A 22,381-nucleotide genomic window follows, 5' to 3' on the forward strand; every position below is an offset into this window, starting at 1 on the left:
AATCTGAATCCATTGAAAGTTTTAAATAAATTTTACCCGCACGCGTTAGCTATTCTAGGTTTTGTAGTTATTTCTTTAATTTATTTTTATCCTGTTCTACAAGGAAAACAAATCTTCCAGTCTGATATTGCTCAGTTTACTGGGATGGCCAAAGAGCAAAACGACTTTAGAGCCATCGAACATCAAGAACCTTACTGGACAAATTCTGCTTTTGGTGGAATGCCTACCTATCAATTAGGGGCTAAATACCCTCATGATTACATCGGTGCTCTTGATGACGCTATCCGATTTTTACCACGTCCTGCTGATTATTTATTCTTATATTTTTTAGGATTCTACGGCCTTTTGTTGGTCTTGAAAATCGATCCACTTAAAGCTTTTTTTGGTGCGATTGCCTTTGGTTTTTCTACATATTTGATTATTATTTTGGGAGTGGGGCACAATGCCAAAGCTCACGCTATTGGATATATGCCTATGGTAATTGCAGGTTTTATACTTGTTTTTCAGCGTAAATATATTCTAGGTGGCTTGGTTACTTTATTTGCCACAGCATTAGAAATTAATGCAAATCACTTTCAAATGACCTATTATTTGTTGTTATTATTATTGATTTTGATCGGGTATTATTCGTATCAAGCCATCAAAGAAAAACAATATAAAGATCTTGGTAAAAGCTTTGGAATATTAGCTATTGCTGGAATTTTGGCGATTGGAGCCAATGCTACCAATTTATTAGCTACTTCTGAATATACTGCTTTTAGTACTCGTGGAAAAAGTGAATTAACATTCAACCCAGATGGTTCTAAGAAAACGGAGGATATAGCCTTATCTCGTGATTATATTACTGAATATAGCTATGGAATAATGGAGAGTTTCAATTTGATTGCTCCAAGACTTTTTGGTGGTTCGAATAGTGAAGCTCTTGGGAAAGACAGTGCTATGTTTGAATTTATGGTGGGTCAAGGTGTTCCTGAAGATCAAGCTGCCGATTTTGCTAATGGATTGCCTACATATTGGGGTGATCAGCCGATAGTGGCTGCTCCAGCATATATTGGAGTTGTGGTTTTCTTTTTGGCGGTTTTAGCATTGTTTATTGATAAAAGGAAAATTAAATATGTCTTCTTTGGAGGCGCTATGTTTGCGTTAGTCTTGTCTTGGGGAAAAAACTTTTCTTTATTGACAGATTTTTTCATCGATTACATTCCGATGTATGATAAGTTTAGAGCGGTTTCGTCTATTCAGGTGATCCTCGAATTGTCCTTTCCAGTATTGGCTATTATGGGATTGCAATCCTTTTTTACTTTGGAAAAACCACAGCAAACTAAAGGGATTTTGCATACAGCGTTGTTTGGTTTAGGCGTTATGCTCATTCTTTTTGTAAGCAAAGGTGCTTGGAGTTATGCAGGCAGCAACGATGGATTGTATATGCAAAATTATGGTCCTGGATTTGTAGACGCATTAAAAGCAGATCGTATGAGTTTATACACAGCCGATTTGTTACGTTCTTCTTTTTTTATAATTGTTATCGCTGCTATTTTGTGGCTGTATACCCAAAAGCGTTTGGTGCAAAATACAGCCATAATTTTGGTTGGAATTTTGATGATTTTTGATCTTTTCTTCGTGGATAAAAAATATGTTTCTGGAAAAGATTTTATGAATGGTAGAGAAGTTGCAGCTCCATTTCAGGAAACTCCAGCAGATATTCAAATTTTGAGAGACCCTTCTAATTACAGGGTTTTTGAGGTAAGCGGAAATCTATCAAGCGCAAGAGCTTCATACTTTCATAAATCTTTGGGAGGTTATCACGCGGCTAAGCCTAGAAGAATTCAGCAGTTATTCGATTACCAAATTGCAAAAAATAATATTGAGGTTTTAGATTTTTTAAATGTAAAATACATCATTCAAACGGATAAAGAAGGTAAAGAATTCCCAACTGTTAATCCTAATGCGAATGGAAATGCTTGGTTTGTAAATCAAATAAAAGCAGTTTCTTCTGCCGATGAGGAGATGAAAGCGCTTGATAAATTCGATTCTAAAAACGTGGTAATTGTCAATATAAAAGAGTTTACTATTTCAAATAAAAGCTTTGTAAAAGATGCTTCAGCGGTAATTACTTTGGATGCCTATAAACCGAATCACTTAACGTATACTTCAAGGAATGCTAATGCTGGTTTAGCGCTGTTTTCAGAAATGTATTATGCTAAAGGTTGGAAAGCCTATGTTGATGGTAAAGAAACGCCAATTTACAGAGCAGATTATGTTTTGAGAGCTATTGAAATTCCAGCGGGGAAACACCAAGTGGAATTCAAATTCGAACCAGAAGTTGTGCAAACTGGAAGTACCATTGCCTTGGTTAGTTCTATTGGAATGTTATTGCTTTTGTTAGGAGGGATATATGTTGAGCGAAAAAAAATCAAGAAAATAGAGTAAAGAAAGAGATGAAATCTAAAGCTAAAATTGATGCAAAAAAGGTTGAATTGCAAAAAATATATTTGGAGCGATTGGAACGATTTATGTCATTAGTTGAACTTTCATATGTTTTAAAACACGCACCACGAGTGATACAGAAAAAATAATGCTTCCAGAAATTGTAAATATTTGGACAATATTTAACGAAAAAAATGTTCGTTATCTAACTATTGGAGGTCTTGCTGTAAATATTTATGGCTATACAAGAAACACTGGTGATATTGATATATTATTAGAAGATACTACTGAAAACAGAATCAACCTAAGAGCCGCTTTTAAACAAATTGGAATAGGAGACTTTCCTCAAATTGAAACGATGCAATTTGTAGCAGGATATACAGATTTTACAATTTCTTATGATTTACGTTTGGATGTAATGACATCAATTAAGGGATTGGAAAATGCAAATTTTGATGAACTACTTCAAAACGCAACAATTGTTTACTTAAACGAAGTTCCTGTGTATTTCATTGATTATGATAGTTTGATACTGGCCAAAAAAGCGACCAATCGATTAAAGGATCAATTGGATATTGAGGAATTAAATAAATTGAATAACAAATAACTTGAAGAAAGATATCAAAAAACTCTTAATCATCACTTATTATTGGCCGCCAGCCGGTGGACCAGGTGTACAACGTTGGCTTAAGTTTGTAAAATATTTACCTGATTTTGATATACAGCCAATTGTTTATATTCCGGAAAATCCAACCTATCCTATAGTCGATGCTCATTTAGAAAAAGAAGTGTCGCAACGAGCTATTGTTTTAAGAAAATGCATTTTTGAACCCTATCAATTGGCTTCCTTTTTTTCTAAAAATAAAACCAAAAAAATAAGTTCGGGAATCATTCCTAATCAAAAAAAGCAATCCTTTTTGGAAGCTTTTTTATTGTGGATACGAGGCAACTTATTCATTCCAGATGCGAGAGTTTTTTGGGTGAAACCTTCAGTCTCTTATTTAGAGAAATACATTGTTGAAAATAATATTGACACTATCGTTACTTCAGGTCCACCGCACAGTTTGCATTTGATTGGACTGGAGTTACAAAAAAAAGTAAACATCAAATGGTTCGCCGATTTTCGTGACCCTTGGACGACTATTGGCTATCATAAAGCCTTGCGTTTGTCTAGTTATGCTGCCAAAAAGCATAAAAAATTAGAACATCAAGTGCTAAATGCAGCTGATACGATAATTGTAACTAGTAAAACGACTAAAACGGAGTTTCAAGCCATCACTTCAAAACCTATTGAAGTTATTACGAATGGGTATGATACGGAAAATGTGGCGCCACAAACGTTAGATGCCAAATTCACTTTAGCACATATTGGTTCGTTTTTATCCGAACGCAACCCAATGATTCTTTGGGAAAGTTTTGTAGAGTTACTTGCTGAAATCCCTGACTTTAAAAATCAGCTAGAGATTAAGTTGATGGGCGCAGTGAGTCAGGAAGTATTGGATACCATTACCCGATTTGGGCTCAATGACTATTTGAATAATTTAGGCTACGTGTCACACGATGAAGCCGTAGCACATCAACGTAAATCACAAGTGTTATTGTTAATCGAAATAGATTCAGAAGATACTAAAAGCATCATTCCGGGAAAACTTTTCGAATATATGGTTTCTGGAAGGCCAATTATCGCTATTGGCCCCAAAGACTCTGATTTTGCCGAGATTATTACTAGTACGAATACAGGAGTGTTTTTCGAATACGATAAGAAACAGCAATTGAAAGCTAACATTTTAGCCAACTATCAACAATTTTTGGAAGGAAAATTACGATCGAATCCAGTAGGTTTGCAAAAATATTCCAGAAAGAGTTTAACCAAAGAATTAGCTACTCTTTTAACTTCTAATTTCTAACTTCAAACCACAAAAAAGTCACTTCAAACCTCTAACTTCTAAATTCTACCTTCGAATAATGGGCATTGTTTTAAATCAATCACTAAAAAACACTATAATCACTTACATCGGTTTTGGAATAGGCGGGATAAGTACCTTGTTTTTATTTCCACCTATTTTGGGTAAAACGTATTATGGATTATCCAATTATATTTTGTCCTGCGCCAATGTATTGATGCCCTTATTCGCTATCGGAATGCAAAATACCTTGGTGAAGTTTTATTCGCGGTGTAAAACAGAAGAGGAAAAAAATCAGTTTTTGTCTTTTACCGTTTTGTTTCCCTTACTGTTCAGTATTCCTCTGATTTTAATTGGCTTGTTTTTTTATGATGAAATTTTATTTTTCGTAACCAAAAAGAATCCAATTGTAAAAGATTTTATTTGGATGATACCCTTTGTAGGTTTGTCTATGGCGTATTTCGAAATATTTTATGCGTGGGCAAGAGTACATATGCATTCAGTCTTTGGGAATTTTATCAAAGAAGTCGGTTTGCGACTGTTTTCATTGCTGGCTCTTTTGGCTATGTATTTTAAGTTGATTACAGCTGTACAGTTTATCTATCTCACGGCAGGTATTTATTTTATAGCTTTTTTGGTTACTATGTTTTACGCCTTCCGAATCAAAAAACCTGTTTTTCAATGGGTGATTCCAGCACACGTAAAAGGAATTGTTGAATACTCTTTCTATATTATTTTGTCAGGTAGTGTTGCAAATTTGCTGCTCGACGGAGATAAAATTATGCTGAACCAGTATCTAGATATTGGAGCTATTGGGATTTACTCTGTGGCTACTTTTATTGCTTTGGTGATTTCAGTTCCTAGTCGCGCTATGCATCAAATTGTGTATCCTATTACGGCCAAACTAATGCACGACAACAAATACGACGAATTGAATGTGTTGTACAAAAAAACCTCTATCAATCTGCAAATGGTGGGCGGATTCGTAATGTTGTGCATTTTTGTCAATATCAATCAGTTGTATGAATTGTTGCCCCAAGAATATGCGGGCGGAATTATGGTTGTTTTTATGATTGGTATCTCAAAGTATTTCGATTTGATTTTAGGAAACAATAATGCCATTATTTTCAACTCCAAATACTATCGTATGGTGCTGTTTTTGGGCGTAATGTTGGCGGTACTAACCTTTTTACTCAATTGGATTTTTATTCCTTTATATGGCATAATTGGCTCCGCATTTGCTACTTTGTTGTCAATTACCGCGTATAGTATTGCCAAATTGTATTTTGTGGTCAATCGAATGCATCTGTATCCATTTAGCAAACCAACTTTAGAGTCATTAGGTCTTACGGTGGTTATTTTTCTTCTCTTTTACTTTTGGCAATTTCCATTTCATCCGATAATTGGGATTATGTTAAAGTCGATTTTGCTAACAATAGTCTATGTTTATGCCAACTACAAAATGGTTATTTCTCCCGAAATCAATCAGGCTATCGACACGCTTTTTATTAAATTAAAAATAAAAAAATAGCATTCAATCGGTTTAAATAGTAGGAATTCTGTTAAAAGTATGTTGTTTTGTCGTTATATTTGTTAAGCAAAATTTCATAAAAATGATGTTTAGGAGCAGTGGTCAAAGGATTTTTTGGTCACATCGTCCCGCCATCCGCTATATCTTTGCTTTTTTAAAGAAAAAAAGCAAAGGATGCCGCTACTGTCGGGGCTAAAAGGAAGTATTTGGCTTTCTTGCTAGCATTACAATGAAATCGTATAGTTTAATTCAAAGACATTCAACTACTATGAACCGCACGAAAGCCTTTAGAATCCTTTTCATTTTATTCATTTTTACTACTATTTTATGGGGGCAAAATTCAGCACCCAAACCTAATGGAAAGACCGCTGTAACCATAAAGTCAGATACTGTTCCGGCTATAAAAGAGCGTTATCCAGTAGCTCCTTTTCAGGACACTTTATTCTTTATCCATAATAAAATAGGAAGTTTTTCTCCGGAAAAAAGAGCTAAAGCCATTGCTGAAAGAATTCAACAAATTTACAGCAACCCTTTATTCGAAGCAGATTCTTTAAAAATCGTTCCTGCAGATATAACGCTTGATATTGTTTACAAGGATGCCTTTATTATTATGTCTATAACCACTCAGGATGCTAAATTTGTGGGAGAAGACAGCCAATTTTTAGCAAAACAAAATAAAGCTATCATTGCTAAGGCAATTCTAAAAGAGAAAGAAAACAACGCCCCAGTCAAGTGGATGAAACGCATTGCACTAGAACTTCTTTTTATAGGATGTATAGCTTTATTATTGTTTGGTATAAACGTCATTTTTCGAAAGTTTAAATATTTTCTAATCCGCAATGAAGAAAAGTTTTTCAAAGGTATTTTAATCAAGAATCTTCACATTTTATCACCAGCCAACCAGCTCTATTTTACGTTGCGCATCATCGGTATCATTCGTACCATAGTTTTTATTTTTATAATATATCTCTCGTTACCCTTGCTGTTTAGTGTTTTTCCATCAACTGTGGGATACACAACGACTCTGATTCATTGGATTATGAAACCCGCTAAGTTTGCTTTGGTAAGTTTTATTGATTTCCTACCTAATCTGTTTTCCATTATTGTTATTGTAGTGTTGTTTCGCTATGCTCTAAAAATTATCAAATATTTTGTAGATGAAATTCAAAAGGAGAACATTAATATCAATGGTTTTTATAGTGATTGGGCAAAACCTACCTATAATATTGTAAAAGTGTTGTTGTATGCCTTTATGTTAGTGATTGTTTTTCCTTATTTACCGGGATCTAATTCTCCCATATTCAAAGGGGTTACAGTATTTGTTGGGGTTTTATTCTCTATTGGTTCTTCAAATGCCATTGCAAATATGGTAGCTGGTTTGGTGATAACTTATATGCGTCCTTTTAAAACAGGAGATTTTATTAAAATTGGAGAGGTAAGTGGAGAAGTTACCGAAAAAACGGCCTTAGTTGTTCGTTTGAGAACACCTAAGATGGAAGATATTACTATTCCTAATGCCACCGTTTTATCGAGTTCATCGATAAATTTCTCTGCTAATACCAGATCTAATACTAACGGATTAGTGATTCATTCCACAGTAACTATTGGTTATGATGTTCCTTGGCGCGAAGTTCATAAAGTACTAATAGAAGCGGCCAACCGAACCGATTTAATTGAGAAAGAGCCCAAACCATTTGTATTACAAACCAGTTTGGATGATTTTTATGTTTCTTATGAAATCAATGCTTTTACCAAAGAAGCGACAAAACAACCTGTCATTTATTCCAATTTGCATCAAAACATTCAAGACTGCTTTAATGAAGCGGGCATTGAAATTATGTCACCACATTATAAAGCCCTACGTGATGGAAATCATACTACAATTCCAGATTCATATTTGTCTTCTTAATATTAACTCATTGTTTTTAGGTAAATATTGGTGGTAAAATAAGAAATAGCTTAAAATATGTGTAATGTTTTGTTGATTTCAACTGGTTTTTTATCGAGTTTTATTACCGTTTAACGAGTTTTGAAATCACAACTATTTGTTAAGGTATTGATTTTTAGATATTTGTGTGTTCTTGTGTTTTTTTGTAACAAATATCACTAAAAGTGGGTATTGTGCATTCTGTATATCTAAGGTAAATTTGTGAAAAAATTAATATCTAATAATTGAATTGGATTTTAATCTTTAAAAGCAAAAAGCATGAAAAGTAACCAACCATTAAACCAAGAAGATTTAACCATTTTTACAGAATCCATTAATTCCAAATTAGAAGAGGGATTTGTTTTAGAGGAACGAAACGATGCTTTACCTTTTGCTGTTTTATCCAAAGAACCTAAAAAAGTCAATCACAATTTAAATTTTAAATTATCGTGTATTACTCTAGGTGTTTGGTCAATTGTATGGCTTTATTTAAGTCATATTTCTAAGGCAAAAAAGATTGTCGTAGGTATTGATGAAGACGGAAACGTTTTTCAAGAAAATTGTTATATGGGTTAGTTTTAATTCATTTCTTTCCTAAAAAAAATAAGCCGCGAATTCATGTATCTTGATACGTAATTCGTGGCTTATTTTTTTAAATATACTCAGAAGTCTAGTTTAATTTGTCTATAAGGTACTTTGCCGTAACTGAATCTTTGTTTTTAACGATGGTTTCGGGAGTGCCTACCGCTAATAGTTTACCTCCATTTTCTCCTCCTTCAGGTCCTAAATCGATAATCCAATCGGCACATTTTATCAAATCCAAATTGTGTTCTATAACGAGTATAGAATGTCCTTTTTCAATCAAAGCATCAAATGAGGCTAATAATTTTTTAATGTCATGAAAATGAAGGCCAGTCGTTGGTTCATCAAATACAAATAAGGCTTTTTCTTTGGTTGCTCCTTTCACTAAAAAAGAAGCTAATTTGATACGCTGGGCTTCTCCACCAGAAAGAGTTGATGAAGATTGACCTAATTGTACATATCCTAAACCAACGTCCTGCAAGGGCTGTAATTTTTGGATAATTTTACTTTGTTTGTGTTGCTTAAAAAAAGAAATGGCATCATCGATGGTCATGGTGAGAATGTCGTGAATATTCTTTTGTTCGAAGGCTACTTCTAGAATCTCTTTTTTGAATCGTTTACCATTACAAGTTTCACATGGCAATTGGACATCGGCCATAAAAACCATCTCAACATTGATAGTACCTTCTCCTTTACAAGTTTCGCAACGACCTCCATCCACATTGAAAGAAAAATGTTTGGCTTGGTATCCTCTTACTTTGGATAGCTTTTCTTTGGCAAACAAATCTCTGATGTCATCATAGGCTTTGATGTAGGTAACAGGATTCGAACGGGAGCTTCTTCCTATCGGATTTTGATCTACGTATTCGATATGTTTGATATGAGAAAATGAGCCTTTCATTTCAGTAAATTGACCCGCTTTTTCACCTACGTTTTCCAACTTTTTTTGCATCGCAGGAAACAGTATTTTTTTTATTAAAGTACTTTTTCCGCTACCAGAAACGCCAGTTATAACTGTAAGTACATCCAAAGGAAAAACCACATCTATGTTTTGTAGATTGTTTTCTCTAGCGCCAATGATTTCGATGTAATTTTTATATGGACGTCTTTTCTTAGGAGTTTCAATAGTTTTGGTGCCACTCAAATAATTCGCGGTCAAGGAATCGGCTTTTAAGATTTCTTCGAAAGTCCCTTGTGCGACTAAGTTTCCGCCCAGAGTACCAGCTTCAGGACCAATATCAATAATCATATCGGCGGCTTTCATGATATCTTCATCATGCTCTACCACAATTACGGTATTGCCTAAATTTCGTAACGAAAGTAAGACATTGATTAAACGTTCGGTATCTTTTGGGTGTAAACCAATACTTGGTTCATCTAGAATATACATCGACCCTACCAAACTGCTGCCAAGAGATGTTGCTAAATTAATTCGTTGTGATTCACCACCCGATAAAGTCGCTGAATTTCGGTTTAAGGTTAAATAATCCAATCCTACTTCAGTCAAAAAAGACAATCTATTATTAATTTCAATCAATAAACGTTTTGCAATTTGTTTTTCATATTCATCCAATTGAATTTCTTTGAAGAAAGCCACAAGATTTTTTATAGGTAAATCGACAAGATCTGATACAGTTTTGTGGTTTATCTTAACATATGATGCTTCTGGGCGAAGGCGTTTTCCTTTACATGTAGGGCATTTGGTTTTGCCTCTATAACGAGAAAGCATGACTCTGTTTTGAATTTTGTAATTTTTTTCTTCTAATTCTTTAAAAAAATCATTCAGTCCCTGAAAGTATTGATTTCCTGTCCAAATGAGTTCTTTTTGTTCGTCAGTTAATTGAAAATATGGTTTGTGAATAGGGAAGTCAAATTTGTAAGCAGAGTTGACTAATTCGTCTCTAAACCAGCTCATGCTTTCGCCACGCCAAGGATAGATGGCGTTTTCAAAAACAGAAAGTGTTGTGTTGGGTACTACGAGTTCTGGATCGATACCAATGATATTTCCGTAGCCTTCACATGCTGGACAAGCCCCATAAGGATTATTGAAACTAAACAAATGAACGTTGGGTTCTAAGAAAGAAATACCATCCAATTCAAAGTTATTGGAGAAGCTAAATCTATTTTTTTCGTTGAGTTCTTGTAGAAAACATTCTCCTTTTCCTTCGTAAAAAGCAGTTTGAATAGCATCTGCCAATCGATTATAAAACTCTTCTTCATTCTTTACCACAATCCTATCTATGATAAGTTCGATGGTTAGTTTTTCTAACTCTTTCTCTTTTTTGTCGGCAATAGAAGTAATGAAATCGTCTAAGCGAAGCATTTCATGATCGACAAGAATTCTCGCAAAGCCTTGTTGTTGCAGTATCTTTAGTTTATCTTGTAGTTTTCGTCCTTCTTCTATATGTAGAGGAGACAAGAGCAGCCATTTACTGTCCAATGCTAATGTTTTTACACAATTTACAACATCGGTTACGGTGTTTTTCTTTACTTCTTGCCCAGAAATAGGGGAATAGGTGCGTCCAATTCGAGCATACAACAACTTGATGTAATCATAAATTTCTGTTGAAGTACCCACTGTAGAGCGTGCATTGGTCGTGTTTACTTTTTGTTCGATTGCAATGGCTGGAGCAATACCTTTGATATATTCTACTTTTGGTTTATCCAATCGTCCTAAGAATTGTCTGGCATAGGAGGATAAACTTTCTACATAGCGACGCTGTCCTTCTGCATAGAGAGTGTCAAACGCCAAACTTGATTTTCCAGAGCCAGAAAGTCCAGTAATCACCACTAATTTATTTCTAGGAATAACTACATCCACGTTTTTTAGATTGTGAACTTGTGCGCCTTTGATTATTATATTTTGTTTTGGGTCTAGTGTAGAAAGGTCAATCGACATAATAAAATGAATTTGCACAAAAGTAATCAATTTTGCCCTGTTTAAGTAGCTTGAACGAATCACAATTTTTATCCATTTGGAGTTATGAAATGCTTATTTTTAGCTGTTTTTTGATGGTTGTTTCTTTTGTTTCCTTCGTTTTATTTAGAATTTATGATATTAAGTTATAGTTTTACATAAATAATTTATCCTATGCGATTACAAAAAGCAGTACTACTAGTAACACTATTTTCGGTTATCAATTTTTTTGCTCAAGAATTGCCTCCAATTGTAAAATATGCACCTATTACTTATGGTGCTGGCAATCAAAATTGGATGATTTCTCAGGATCAAAATCAATATTTATATTTTGCCAATAATGAGGGGTTACTCGCTTTTGATGGTTCTAAATGGGATTTGTACCCATCTCCCAATGAAACAATTATTCGTTCAGTAAAAGTAATCGGACAGCGAATTTATACAGGTTGTTATATGGAGTTTGGGTATTGGGTACGCAAAAAAAATGGACAATTGCACTATACTTCATTAAGCAAAAAGATTAAAAATAAAATTCAAGAGGATGAGCAGTTTTGGAATATTTTGAATTATGATCAATGGATTATTTTTCAATCATTGAATAAAATTTTTATTTATGATTCCAAAAAAGAAACTTTTAGAGTAATAGCACCCAAAAGCGGTATTTTAAAATCCTATAGGACTTCTAATGCGATCTACTACCAGACGGTTTCGAATGGGCTTTTTGAAATTGTTAGTGGAAAAGAAAGTTTGGTTTCGAATGATCCGATACTGAAAAACAATAAAATTATCAATGTGTTCGCTGTAGATCAAGGCCTTTTAATACAAACACAATGGAATGGTTTTTATACCTTAATTAATCAGGTGGTTTCTCGATTTGTAACCGAAGTTGACCATCAGCTAATTGCAAATAATATTTATAATAGTCAACAATTGTCTAATGGAAGTTTTGCAGTAGGAACAGTTTCTAATGGTGTTTTTATAATTGATAAAAACGGAAAACTCCAGCATCATATTTCACAAAACAAAGGATTAAGTAATAATACAGTTTTATCCTTGTTTGAAGATGTTGATAAAAATTTATGGATTGGCTTAGACAATGGTATCAATTGTATCAACCTGCAGTCTCCTATCAAAAGTTTTACAGATAATACGGGGATTTTGGGTACTGTTTATGCCACAAAACTTATAGGTGGGAAGCTATATGTAGGGACCAATCAGGGACTTTTTTATAAAAATTATTATTCTAATGAAGAGTTTAAGTTTATAAATGGAACTAAAGGACAAGTTTGGTCCTTGTTTGAATGGAATGGAGAATTGTTTTGTGGTCATGATTCTGGAAGTTTTTTGATACAAGGAGGAACTGCTGTTCCGATTTTTAAAAGTTCAGGTACTTGGAAGTTTAGTTCGGTTCCTAACAGGAAAGATCTTTTGTTACAAGGTAATTATTATGGAATTTCATTACTTCAAAAAGTCAATAATCAGTGGGTTTTTAAAAACAAAATAGCTGGATTTGATTATTCTGCAAAAAGTTTTGAAATTACTAAAGGTCTTGAAGTATACATAAGTCACGAATACAAAGGTGTTTTTCGTTTGCAATTGAATAAAGAATTGACAAAAACAGCACCTTTTTACACCTATTCCAATCCTAAAAAAGGTAAAAATGCAAGTTTAGCTCAATTCAACGGCTCAATTTATTATGCCTACAAGGAAGGAATTTTTAAGTTGAACCCCAAAACTAAGCAATTCATAAAAGACCCGTTCTTAAGCGCTGTTTTTAGCAAAGATGAGTATACCTCAGGTCAAATGATTGTTGATTCCAATAGATTATGGTTATTTACTAAGAACTATATTCATTATTTATCCTTAAGTAAATTGAGTAATCAATTAAAGGATAATGTAATCCCGATTCCAGCTTCATTGACAAACTCTATGTTGGGTTATGAGAATTGTACGCAACTCTCAAATTCTGTTTTCCTAATAGGAACAGTTGATGGATACTATACTTTGAATTTGAATGATTTGAGTTTTAAAAATTATAAAGTAGCCATTACGAACATTGCTGTAAATCGTTTGAACGAAGGTTCTTATAACTATGCTATTCCGGAAGATGGGAAGTTTAATTATGAGCAAAATAACATCGCTTTTAATTTTACAGTTCCAGAATACAATAAGTATATCAATGCTGAATATCAATTTTTATTAGAAGGATTTCAAGAAGGGTGGAGTAAATGGAGTTCACGTTCTACTATTAATTTTAAAAATTTACCGCCAGGTGACTATGTGTTTAAAGTCAGAGCTAAGTTTTCGAATACATTATTAGAAAATACAGCCATTTATTCTTTTACAGTTTTAAAACCGTGGTACCTTACCAATTTAGCGGTATTAATTTATCTAGTATTATTTGTTGTTTTGGTATTTTATATCCATAGGGCCTATAAAAATTTTTATGAAAAGCAAGAAGCTAAATTAATCGAAGAGAACAACCTCTTATTAGAAATTAAAGAATTAGAAAACGAACAGAAGTTAATGCGATTGCGTAATGAACAACTCTCACAAGACGTAGATTCAAAAAGCCGTGAATTGGCAGTTTCTACAATGAGCTTGAATAGTAAAAATGAATTATTGGCTTTTATAAAAGAAGATTTAAAGAAAACAGCACAAAGCGAAACCTCGAATATTAAATCTGTAATTTCTACCATTAATAAAAACATAACCGAAGAGGATTCTTGGAAAGTGTTTAGAGAAGCATTTGATAGCGTAGATAAAGATTTTCTAAAGAGGGTAAAACAAGTACATTCTTCTCTTACTCCAAATGATTTGCGACTGTGTGCTTATTTAAGAATGAATCTTTCTTCTAAAGAAATTGCTCCATTACTTAATATTTCAGTCCGAAGTGTTGAAATAAAAAGATATCGTTTGCGTAAAAAAATGGATTTGCCACATGAACAAGGGCTAGTAGAATATATTTTGACCGTATAGTTTTTTTAAAAAAAGAACTTTTACCTATACAACACCACAACATTTGTATTGTTCGTGGTGTTTTTTGTTTTTTTAAGAACAAATAAAGATGTGTATTTCTTAATAAATACGCTTGTTTTTTATTGTTTACTTAAATAAATGCTGTTTTTTTTGTCTTGTATGTTTTTTGTAGAGGTTCTTTTTTTACTATTACGTTGTAGTTGTAGTAATTTTAGAATTCAATACAAAACCAAAATGTTATGAAATCTAAACTAGTAGTAATTGCATTCATTTTGCTAGCCTCTTTAGGATATGCACAAACGAATGAAATCAATGGAAAGGTAATCGATACCAAATCCGGCACCTCACTTCCAGGTGTAAATGTGAGGGTAAAAAATGGAACACAAAGTGCTTCAACAGACTTTGATGGAAGTTTTAAGTTAAGCAAGGTGCCAACCAATGCTGTACTCGTTTTTAGTTATGTTGGTTATTTAGACACTCAAGTCACTATTAAAGGGAGTGAATCATTGGTTGTAAAAATGGAAGAAGAAGCCAGTCAACTTAAAGAAATTGTAGTTATTGGTTACGGTAGTCAGAAGAAAAGAGAGGTAACAGGAGCTGTTTCGGTTCTAGATGCCAAAGCTTTGGATGTAATCAAGCCAATAAAAGTTGAACAAGCACTTCAAGGAACAGTTTCTGGAGTAAATGTTACGACTCAGTCAGGTTCGCCAGGTGCTGCTTTAGACATCCGTATACGTGGTATCGCTACTAATGGTGAAAATAGACCTACCACAATTATTGACGGTTATGTTGGTGAATTAGGACTGCTCAATCCTAATGATATCGAAACCATTACTGTTTTGAAAGATGCTCAAGCGGCTATCTATGGAACCATTGGTGCCAACGGGGTAATTTTGATTACTACTAAAACTGGGAAGAAGAATGCAAAAACAAAAATCAATTTCAATACTTATGTTGGCTTTCAAGAAACCACAAGAACTTTACCTACGCTAAATGCTACAGAGTATGCTTTGTTATTGAACGAAAGTTATGCTAATGGAGGTCAAACTATTCCTTATCCCAATGTTATAGGTTTAGGAAAAGGAACCAATTGGCAAAAAGAAGTATTCAGTACAGGAGTTCCAATCATTAATCACGATATCTCCATTTCAGGGGGATCTGAGAAAATGACATATGCTGTCAGTGGTTCTCACTTAGACCAAGAAGGGATTGTTGGTACTGATAAATCTGGGTTTTTAAGAAACACTGCTAGAGTAGCTTTAAATGCAGACCTGAGTGATAAATTAAAATTAAAAACCAATGTTATCTATACTTATTTTAATAGAAAAGCTTTAAATGAGAATGGATTAGGTTCGGTACTTTTTAATGCTTTGAATACTCCCGCTACCTTACAACCTTATGATGCTAATGGTAACTTTACTTTAGTGCCAAGCACAACAGGTTTAGGTACTGAAATTATTAACCCATTGGCACAAATAGAGAATACTTACAACGATTATAACTTTAAGAAATTGAATGGTAATTTCGGATTAGATTATAAATTGTTTGATGGTTTTGTACTTTCCAGTACTATTGGTTTTAATACATCTAATAGTGAATCCAAAAATTTTGCTAAACAAGTAAATTATGGAGGTAAAGTTTTTGATGTTCAACGTAGCTCTGTAACACAAGGTGCCGTAAATGACAATAATTACTCGTTTGATATTTTTGGAACGTATACCAAAAAAATTGGAGAAGACCACAGTTTTGTGGGGACCATAGGGAATACTATTTTCAAGGAATGGGGTAATGGCCTTTTTGCTACAGGTTATGATGTACCAAATAATTCTTGGGAGTTCGCGGATATTTCATTGACTACTGGAACGCTTGATGCTAAAACTAATAGTTCTTATGTGTATGACGAAAGACGATTGTCTTACTTTGGTAGACTACAATACGATTTCAAAGGAAGATACTTATTATCGGCCATGTTAAGACGTGATGCTTCTACTAAATTTGGACCTACGAACAGAGTAGGATATTTTCCATCATTTACCGCAGGTTGGATTGTTTCAGATGAGCCTTTTTATGGAGAACCCAAAACGCTTAATTTTATGAAATTAAGAGCTAGTTATGGTACTTTAGGGAATGACCAAATTCCAAACAATGGTTATGTTGGCCTATTAGGAGGTGAAGCTACTTATGTGTTTAATGGAGTTTTGGTAAACGGAACGGCTAATGGTCAAATTCCGAATCCAAATTTGAAATGGGAAGAAGCTAGAAAATTTGACGTAGGTTTAGATTTAAAACTATTTGACAACAAACTTTCTATAATTACAGACTACTTCATCGATACTCGTAAAGACTTATTAATCCCAAACATCCCTGTTTCGGGTATTAATGGAATTGCGGCACCTGGAGCTGGAGCGCCAACCTTGAATGCAGGTACAGTACGAAATTCAGGAGTTGAATTTTCGATGGATTTCAAACATACGTTTACTAATGATTTATCATTGAGTTTAGGATACAATGTGACTTTCCTTGAAAATGAAGTTTTAGCTGTTGATAACGGAACAGGATTTATTGAAGGAGGATCTTTTGGCGTAGGGCAACCTGCTCCTTCAAGAATGGAAGTTGGAAAACCAATTGGATATTTCTTTGGGTACAAAACAGATGGAATTTTTCAAAATCAAGCCGAAATCGATGCCCATCCCTCTCAAATTGCTTTAGGAGCGAATGCTGCTCCTGGTGATATTAGATATGTTGATGTCAATGGTGATGGTATTATCAATGCTAATGATAGAACCAATATTGGTGATCCAATTCCAGAAGCTACGATGGGTTTCAATATGCAAGTAAACTACAAAAATCTTGATTTAGCAGTGTATACTTTTGCTTCAGTAGGAAATGATATGGTTCGTAATTACGAAAGAACATTGACCGATGCCAACCGCTTGAATTATGTATTGGATCGTTGGACAGGAGAAGGCTCCACTAATTCAACGCCAAGAGTGACTACAGGAGCTACCTCAAATAATGTATTCTCAGATTATTTTGTAGAAGATGCTTCTTATATAAGAATACAAAATGTTCAACTAGGATACACTTTGAGTCCAACCGTTTCTGAAAAAATAGGTGTATCAAAATTCAGAATATATACAGGGGTAAACAACTTATACACGTTTACTAAATACAAAGGTTACGATCCGGGAGCTTCAAATGGAGCGCCTATTGGAGGTGGAATTGACTATGGATTTTATCCTATTCCAAGAACTTATTTGTTTGGACTAAACATTAATTTTTAATTGCAATTACAATGAAAAAGTATTTTTTTTTAACGATAGCAACCGTATTTGTTACTACACTTACCGTTACCTCTTGTTCGGATGAATTTGTAGATCGTTCTCCTGCTTACTCTATCGACTCAGAAAATTATTTTAATTCTAAAGACGATTATGACAAAGCACTTGTAGCCGCTTACGATTTATTACAATCATCATATGTGAATGTTTTGTTGGGCGAAATTGCCTCAGATAACACACTTGCCGGTGGAGAAAGTCCAACTGATGTGATTGGTTTTCAACAAATAGACGATATGATTCATACTCCCGTGAATAGTAATTTACGTGATTTATGGAACTGGATGTTTGCTGGGGTTCAAAGAGCCAATTATATTTTGGAATTCAAAGACAAAACTGATTTTTCAGGAAAAAATCAGATCATTGCAGAGGCTCGTTTCTTACGTGCTTACTACCAATTTGAATTGGTTAAATGGTTTGGAGGAATCCCAATGAAAGGTGATGCTCGCTTCAAAATTGGTGATGAAAAAACAATCAAAAGAGCTACAATCCAAGAAGTATATGCTTCTATCGAATCGGATTTGATTTTTGCTTCGGGCAATTTGGCCGCTGTTCCTTCTCAAAAAGGGCGCGCTACCAAAGGTGCTGCTTTGGCCTTACTTGGAAAAGCATATTTGTATCAAAATAAATTCACGCAAGCAGCAACTGCTTTAGAGAGTGTTATTACCTCTAATACTTATTCATTGGTTACAGATTATAATTCTATTTTTGAAGAAGCTGGTGAAAACAATGCAGAATCTGTTTTTGAAGTTCAATATACAGATATTGAAGGAGCTGGATTTGGATGTTTGCAATGTAGTGAAGGGAATGTGGCAGTAGGTTTTAACGGTATTAGAAACTATTCAGGTAGTGTTTTTTCTCCTGGATTTAGTTTTAATATACCTACCAAAGAAGCAGCAGAGTCTTTCGAAATTGGTGACCGAAGAAAAGATGTTGCTATTTTAGACATCGAAGCTTGGGCCACTAGTACTAGCGCTACTTTTGGCAAAGGAAACGAACACACAGGGTATTTCAACAGAAAATATTTACCTAGAAAAAGAAGTGCGAATGCAGCTGGAGATTTGAATTTGACCAATCCTAACAACTACAGAGCCATTCGTTATGCCGATGTGTTGTTGATGGCTGCTGAAGCCAATAGCCGTGGTGGAATTGATGATAATAAAGCTAGATTGTATTTGAATCAAGTACGTCGTCGTGCTTTTGGAGATACTAATCACGACATTACAGCTTCTGGAGCAGCTTTGACAGATTTTGTTTTGGCAGAAAGAAGAGTAGAACTTTTGGGTGAAGGACATCGTTTCTTTGACTTGGTTAGAACTGGTAAAGCAGCTGGAAAAATCCCAGGATTTACTGCTGCTAAAAACGAATTATTCCCTTTACCTATTGAAGAAATTCAATTTTCAAACGGAAATTGGCAACAAAACCCTGGATACTAAAATATAAAAAACGATGAAAAAAATAGTTTATATACTAAGCATGTTAGCACTTATTTTAATAGTAAGTTGTACTAACGAAAATGACCTAATTGATGTTAGTAGTGTCAATGCTCCTAGTAACATATCTGCTTTAACAACAGTTACACAGGATAATACAGGAAAGGTAACCTTCTTGCCAAGAGGGGAAGGGGTTACCCGTTATGAAATTTTTTACGGTGATGGGACTACACAACCTAGTTATGTATTACCTGGCGGAACAGTTGATCATACTTATAAAGAAGGAGTATACGATGCCAAAATTGTTGGAACCACCATTGACGGAAAAAGAACCGAAGTAATCCAAAAAGTAGTAGTGGCTTTTAGAGCACCAGAAAACCTTGTGGTTACTATCGAAAATGATTTGACGGTTTCTAAAAAAGTTACGATAAAAGCGACGGCAGATTTTGCTTTGTTTTATGATGTGTATTTTGGAGAGCCTGGTAAACCAGATCCTATTTCGGTTAACAATGGCGAATCGGTTTCATATACGTACCAAGCTGCAGGAGTTTATAAAATCCGAGTGGTTTCTAAAAGTGCGGCTATAAAGACTACAGAATATTCAACAGACTTTACAGTTACGGTAGTAAATAAACCAAGTGCCTCAGCACCTACACCTCCTAACAGACAAGCTGGAGATGTAATCTCTCTTTACGGTTCAAAATACACCAATGTTGCAGGAACAAATTTCTTCCCAGATTGGGGACAAGGCGGTCAAGGTAGTAGTTGGGCAGAGTTTGATTTGAATGGCGATAAAATGCTAAACTATATCAACTTGAGTTACCAAGGAATTGCTTTGGCTGATGGAACTACTATCGATGTTTCGGGAATGGAGTACATTCATATGGATGTTTGGACAGCTGATTTGGAAAAAATTGAAACCTCATTGATTAGTAAAACCAATGGTGAAAAACCAGTAGTAAAAGATCTTGTAGCTAATCAGTGGACTAGTATTGACATTCCAATTTCAGCATTTACAAGCCAAGGATTGGCGGTAGCAGATATTTTTCAATTGAAATTTGTTGGAACGCCATGGGCAAAAGGCTCAGTGTTTATAGATAATATTTATTTCTATAAAGCACCAACACAAACTATTCAAATGCCAATCGATTTTGAAGCTAATATAACTTATGGTTGGAGTGGGTTTGGAGCTTCAGATTTTGGAGCGATTCCAGCTTCTGTAGTTAACAATCCTGATAAAACAGGAGCAAATGTATCCAACAAAGTAGTTAAAATCGATAAGCCTTCTGGAGCTCAAGTATGGGCTGGAGCTAGTTTAAATCTTGATTCAAAAGTAGATTTCACAAAAGGAACCAAAGTAAAAGTGACCGTTTGGTCGCCTAAAGTTGGTGCTAAGATTTTATTCAAGATGGAAGATTCTACTTCTCCTAAAGATGGTAACGGAAATCCAACAATTTTTGTTGAGGTTGAAGGGACTACTACGGTTGCAAATTCATGGCAAGTACTAACGTTTGATCTTACCTCTTTCGGTGCATTTAGCACGTCCAATAAATACGACAGAGTAATTTTATTCCCTGATTTTGGTGTGAATGGAACGGGTGCTACTTATTACTTTGATGATATCAAACAATCCAACTAAAACTATTCAAAAATGAAAAATATTATAAAATATATAACAGCTGCCTTTTTACTGCTACTTATGGTAAATTGTCAGGACGATAATGTAGAGTTCGGCTCTTTGGATGCTCCTACAAATTTAGCAGTAAAAGTAGATATTGTTGGCAAGACTGCTACGGCTCCTAATGGAGACGGATCAGGGAAAGTGCTTTTTACAGCCACTGCTGATAATGCGATTTCTTACAAATACATTTTTAGTGATGGAACTTCTCAAAATGCCCCAAGTGGTATTTTTGAAAAAGGCTTTGCAAAACCGGGAACAAATACTTATACCGTAACTGTTTTGGCAAGTGGAAAAGGTGGAATCACAACTAATACCACTGTTGAGGTTACTGTATTTAGTAATTTCAAAGATGAAGAAGCAGTTAAGTTTTTAACAGGTGGTTCTTCTAAAAAATGGTATTGGTCACAATCAGAGGCAGGTCATTTGGGTGTAGGGCCTAATACTTCACACACGGATGCTCAATTTGGAACTCAAAACTATTATCCATCGTTCTATGGTGCTGCAGCTAATGAAAAAGCATCTACTTGTTTGTACAATAGCGTGATGACTTTCTCTGTTGTAGGAGATCAATTGAAATTCAATTTGGATAATCAAGGGCAAACCTATTATAATGCTGCTTTTATTGGAGGCGGTAATGATGACTGTAGAGCTTTAGACACTAGCGGACAAAAAACAGTTATTTTGAGTCCATCGGAATCATTTGTTAGTAAAAATCCAAACGCTAATACGCAAACTCGTGGTACAGTTATGAATTTCTCAGACAATGGATTTATGGGGTATTACATTGGTACCAGTTCTTATGAAATTATTTCTATTACTGATAATCGTATGGTAGTTAGAGCGGTAATGGGAGGCAATGCTTTCTTAGCTTGGTATCATACTTTTACAACTACACCTCCTGGACAATCTTCAGGACCAACAGATTATACTAATTTAGTTTGGTCTGATGAATTCAATACAGATGGAGCTCCTGATGCAACCAAATGGGGCTTTGATTTAGGAGCTGGCGGTTGGGGTAATAATGAATCTCAAACCTATACTAACAGCGCCTCAAATGTTGTTGTTCAAGGGGGAGTATTGAAAATTACTGCTAAAAAAGAAGGATCTACCTATACTTCATCACGTTTAAAATCTGAGGACAAATATGAATTCACCTATGGGAAAATTGAATTTAGAGCTAAATTGCCTGCTGGTGGCGGAACATGGCCTGCCGTTTGGTCTTTAGGGCAAGATTATAAAACAAATTCTTGGCCTGCTTGTGGAGAAATTGATTTTATGGAACATGTAGGTAATGCTCCAAATGTAATTCATGGAACGTTGCATTACCCTGGAAATTCAGGAGGCAATGGAAACACTGGTAATACTACAATTGTCAATGCTTCTACAGAGTTCCATGTGTACAAAACTATTTGGACACCATCGTCTATAAAGTTTTATGTAGATGATAAATTATTTCATTCATTTGCAAATAACAGCACTGTTCCGTTTAATAAAGATTTTTTCTTGATAATGAATGTGGCTATGGGTGGAAATTTTGGAGGAACAATTGACCCAGCATTTACACAATCTACCATGGAAGTGGATTACATTAGAGTGTACCAATAATTAAAAAAATAATACCAATAGAAGATTGATTGTAAATCAATCTTCTATTTTTTAACA

The 22,381-nt window shown here is 34.5% G+C and carries 12 protein-coding genes; 11 read left to right on the plus strand and 1 reads right to left on the minus strand.

What is annotated here, in order from left to right; all coding sequences use genetic code 11:
* Positions 1 to 12 precede the first annotated feature (12 nt).
* From WFZ86_RS16730 to WFZ86_RS16755, 6 genes are all read left to right on the plus strand, one after another.
* Entirely contained in the window at positions 13 to 2,430 is a 2,418-nt protein-coding gene (locus tag WFZ86_RS16730) for a YfhO family protein (RefSeq protein ID WP_342692992.1), read from the plus strand.
* Between the two features lie 145 nt (positions 2,431 to 2,575).
* The gene (locus WFZ86_RS16735) at positions 2,576 to 3,034 is read left to right on the plus strand and encodes a hypothetical protein (RefSeq protein ID WP_064715115.1); all 459 of its coding nucleotides are present in this window, start codon (positions 2,576 to 2,578) and stop codon (positions 3,032 to 3,034) included.
* A gap of 1 nt (position 3,035) precedes the next feature.
* Positions 3,036 to 4,334 (plus strand): glycosyltransferase family 4 protein, encoded by a 1,299-nt coding sequence (locus WFZ86_RS16740; RefSeq protein WP_342692993.1) that lies wholly within the window; start codon positions 3,036 to 3,038, stop codon positions 4,332 to 4,334.
* A gap of 58 nt (positions 4,335 to 4,392) precedes the next feature.
* Positions 4,393 to 5,862, plus strand: coding sequence for an oligosaccharide flippase family protein (locus tag WFZ86_RS16745; RefSeq protein ID WP_342692994.1), 1,470 nt, complete (start codon positions 4,393 to 4,395; stop codon positions 5,860 to 5,862).
* A 229-nt stretch (positions 5,863 to 6,091) separates the two neighbouring features.
* Positions 6,092 to 7,771 (plus strand): mechanosensitive ion channel family protein, encoded by a 1,680-nt coding sequence (locus WFZ86_RS16750; RefSeq protein WP_342692995.1) that lies wholly within the window; start codon positions 6,092 to 6,094, stop codon positions 7,769 to 7,771.
* A 297-nt stretch (positions 7,772 to 8,068) separates the two neighbouring features.
* Complete coding sequence (locus tag WFZ86_RS16755; protein WP_342692996.1) at positions 8,069 to 8,365, plus strand: hypothetical protein; 297 nt, start codon at positions 8,069 to 8,071, stop codon at positions 8,363 to 8,365.
* Between the two features lie 94 nt (positions 8,366 to 8,459).
* Here the strand turns inward: WFZ86_RS16755 and uvrA are convergent, their stop codons facing one another.
* Positions 8,460 to 11,270: an excinuclease ABC subunit UvrA gene (uvrA, locus tag WFZ86_RS16760; RefSeq protein WP_342692997.1), complete on the minus strand. Its 2,811-nt coding sequence runs from the start codon at positions 11,268 to 11,270 to the stop codon at positions 8,460 to 8,462.
* A 192-nt stretch (positions 11,271 to 11,462) separates the two neighbouring features.
* On the opposite strand from uvrA, the gene WFZ86_RS16765 reads away from it, so the two are divergent.
* From WFZ86_RS16765 to WFZ86_RS16785, 5 genes are all read left to right on the plus strand, one after another.
* Positions 11,463 to 14,267 (plus strand): helix-turn-helix and ligand-binding sensor domain-containing protein, encoded by a 2,805-nt coding sequence (locus tag WFZ86_RS16765; RefSeq protein WP_342692998.1) that lies wholly within the window; start codon positions 11,463 to 11,465, stop codon positions 14,265 to 14,267.
* A 239-nt stretch (positions 14,268 to 14,506) separates the two neighbouring features.
* Entirely contained in the window at positions 14,507 to 17,551 is a 3,045-nt protein-coding gene (locus WFZ86_RS16770) for a SusC/RagA family TonB-linked outer membrane protein (protein ID WP_342692999.1), read from the plus strand.
* An 11-nt stretch (positions 17,552 to 17,562) separates the two neighbouring features.
* Positions 17,563 to 19,041, plus strand: coding sequence for a RagB/SusD family nutrient uptake outer membrane protein (locus tag WFZ86_RS16775; RefSeq protein WP_342693000.1), 1,479 nt, complete (start codon positions 17,563 to 17,565; stop codon positions 19,039 to 19,041).
* Positions 19,042 to 19,054: 13 nt separating this feature from the next.
* Entirely contained in the window at positions 19,055 to 20,677 is a 1,623-nt protein-coding gene (locus tag WFZ86_RS16780) for a carbohydrate binding domain-containing protein (RefSeq protein ID WP_342693001.1), read from the plus strand.
* A gap of 12 nt (positions 20,678 to 20,689) precedes the next feature.
* Positions 20,690 to 22,324 carry a glycoside hydrolase family 16 protein gene (locus WFZ86_RS16785; RefSeq protein ID WP_342693002.1) on the plus strand — a complete coding sequence of 545 codons (1,635 nt, stop codon included), beginning with the start codon at positions 20,690 to 20,692 and terminating at the stop codon, positions 22,322 to 22,324.
* Positions 22,325 to 22,381 lie beyond the last annotated feature (57 nt).

Origin of the sequence: Flavobacterium polysaccharolyticum, from assembly GCF_038739875.1 — a bacterium.
In the GTDB taxonomy this organism is placed as follows: domain Bacteria; phylum Bacteroidota; class Bacteroidia; order Flavobacteriales; family Flavobacteriaceae; genus Flavobacterium; species Flavobacterium polysaccharolyticum.

Coding starts and splice junctions, on each gene's coding strand:
- WFZ86_RS16735 (WP_064715115.1), top strand. CDS start 2,576: ATGCTTCCAGAAATTGTAAATATTTGGACAATATTTAACGAAAAAAAT.
- WFZ86_RS16745 (WP_342692994.1), top strand. CDS start 4,393: ATGGGCATTGTTTTAAATCAATCACTAAAAAACACTATAATCACTTAC.
- WFZ86_RS16785 (WP_342693002.1), top strand. CDS start 20,690: ATGAAAAATATTATAAAATATATAACAGCTGCCTTTTTACTGCTACTT.
- WFZ86_RS16750 (WP_342692995.1), top strand. CDS start 6,092: ATGAAATCGTATAGTTTAATTCAAAGACATTCAACTACTATGAACCGC.
- WFZ86_RS16775 (WP_342693000.1), top strand. CDS start 17,563: ATGAAAAAGTATTTTTTTTTAACGATAGCAACCGTATTTGTTACTACA.
- WFZ86_RS16770 (WP_342692999.1), top strand. CDS start 14,507: ATGAAATCTAAACTAGTAGTAATTGCATTCATTTTGCTAGCCTCTTTA.
- WFZ86_RS16765 (WP_342692998.1), top strand. CDS start 11,463: ATGCGATTACAAAAAGCAGTACTACTAGTAACACTATTTTCGGTTATC.
- WFZ86_RS16755 (WP_342692996.1), top strand. CDS start 8,069: ATGAAAAGTAACCAACCATTAAACCAAGAAGATTTAACCATTTTTACA.
- uvrA (WP_342692997.1), bottom strand. CDS start 11,270: ATGTCGATTGACCTTTCTACACTAGACCCAAAACAAAATATAATAATC.
- WFZ86_RS16780 (WP_342693001.1), top strand. CDS start 19,055: ATGAAAAAAATAGTTTATATACTAAGCATGTTAGCACTTATTTTAATA.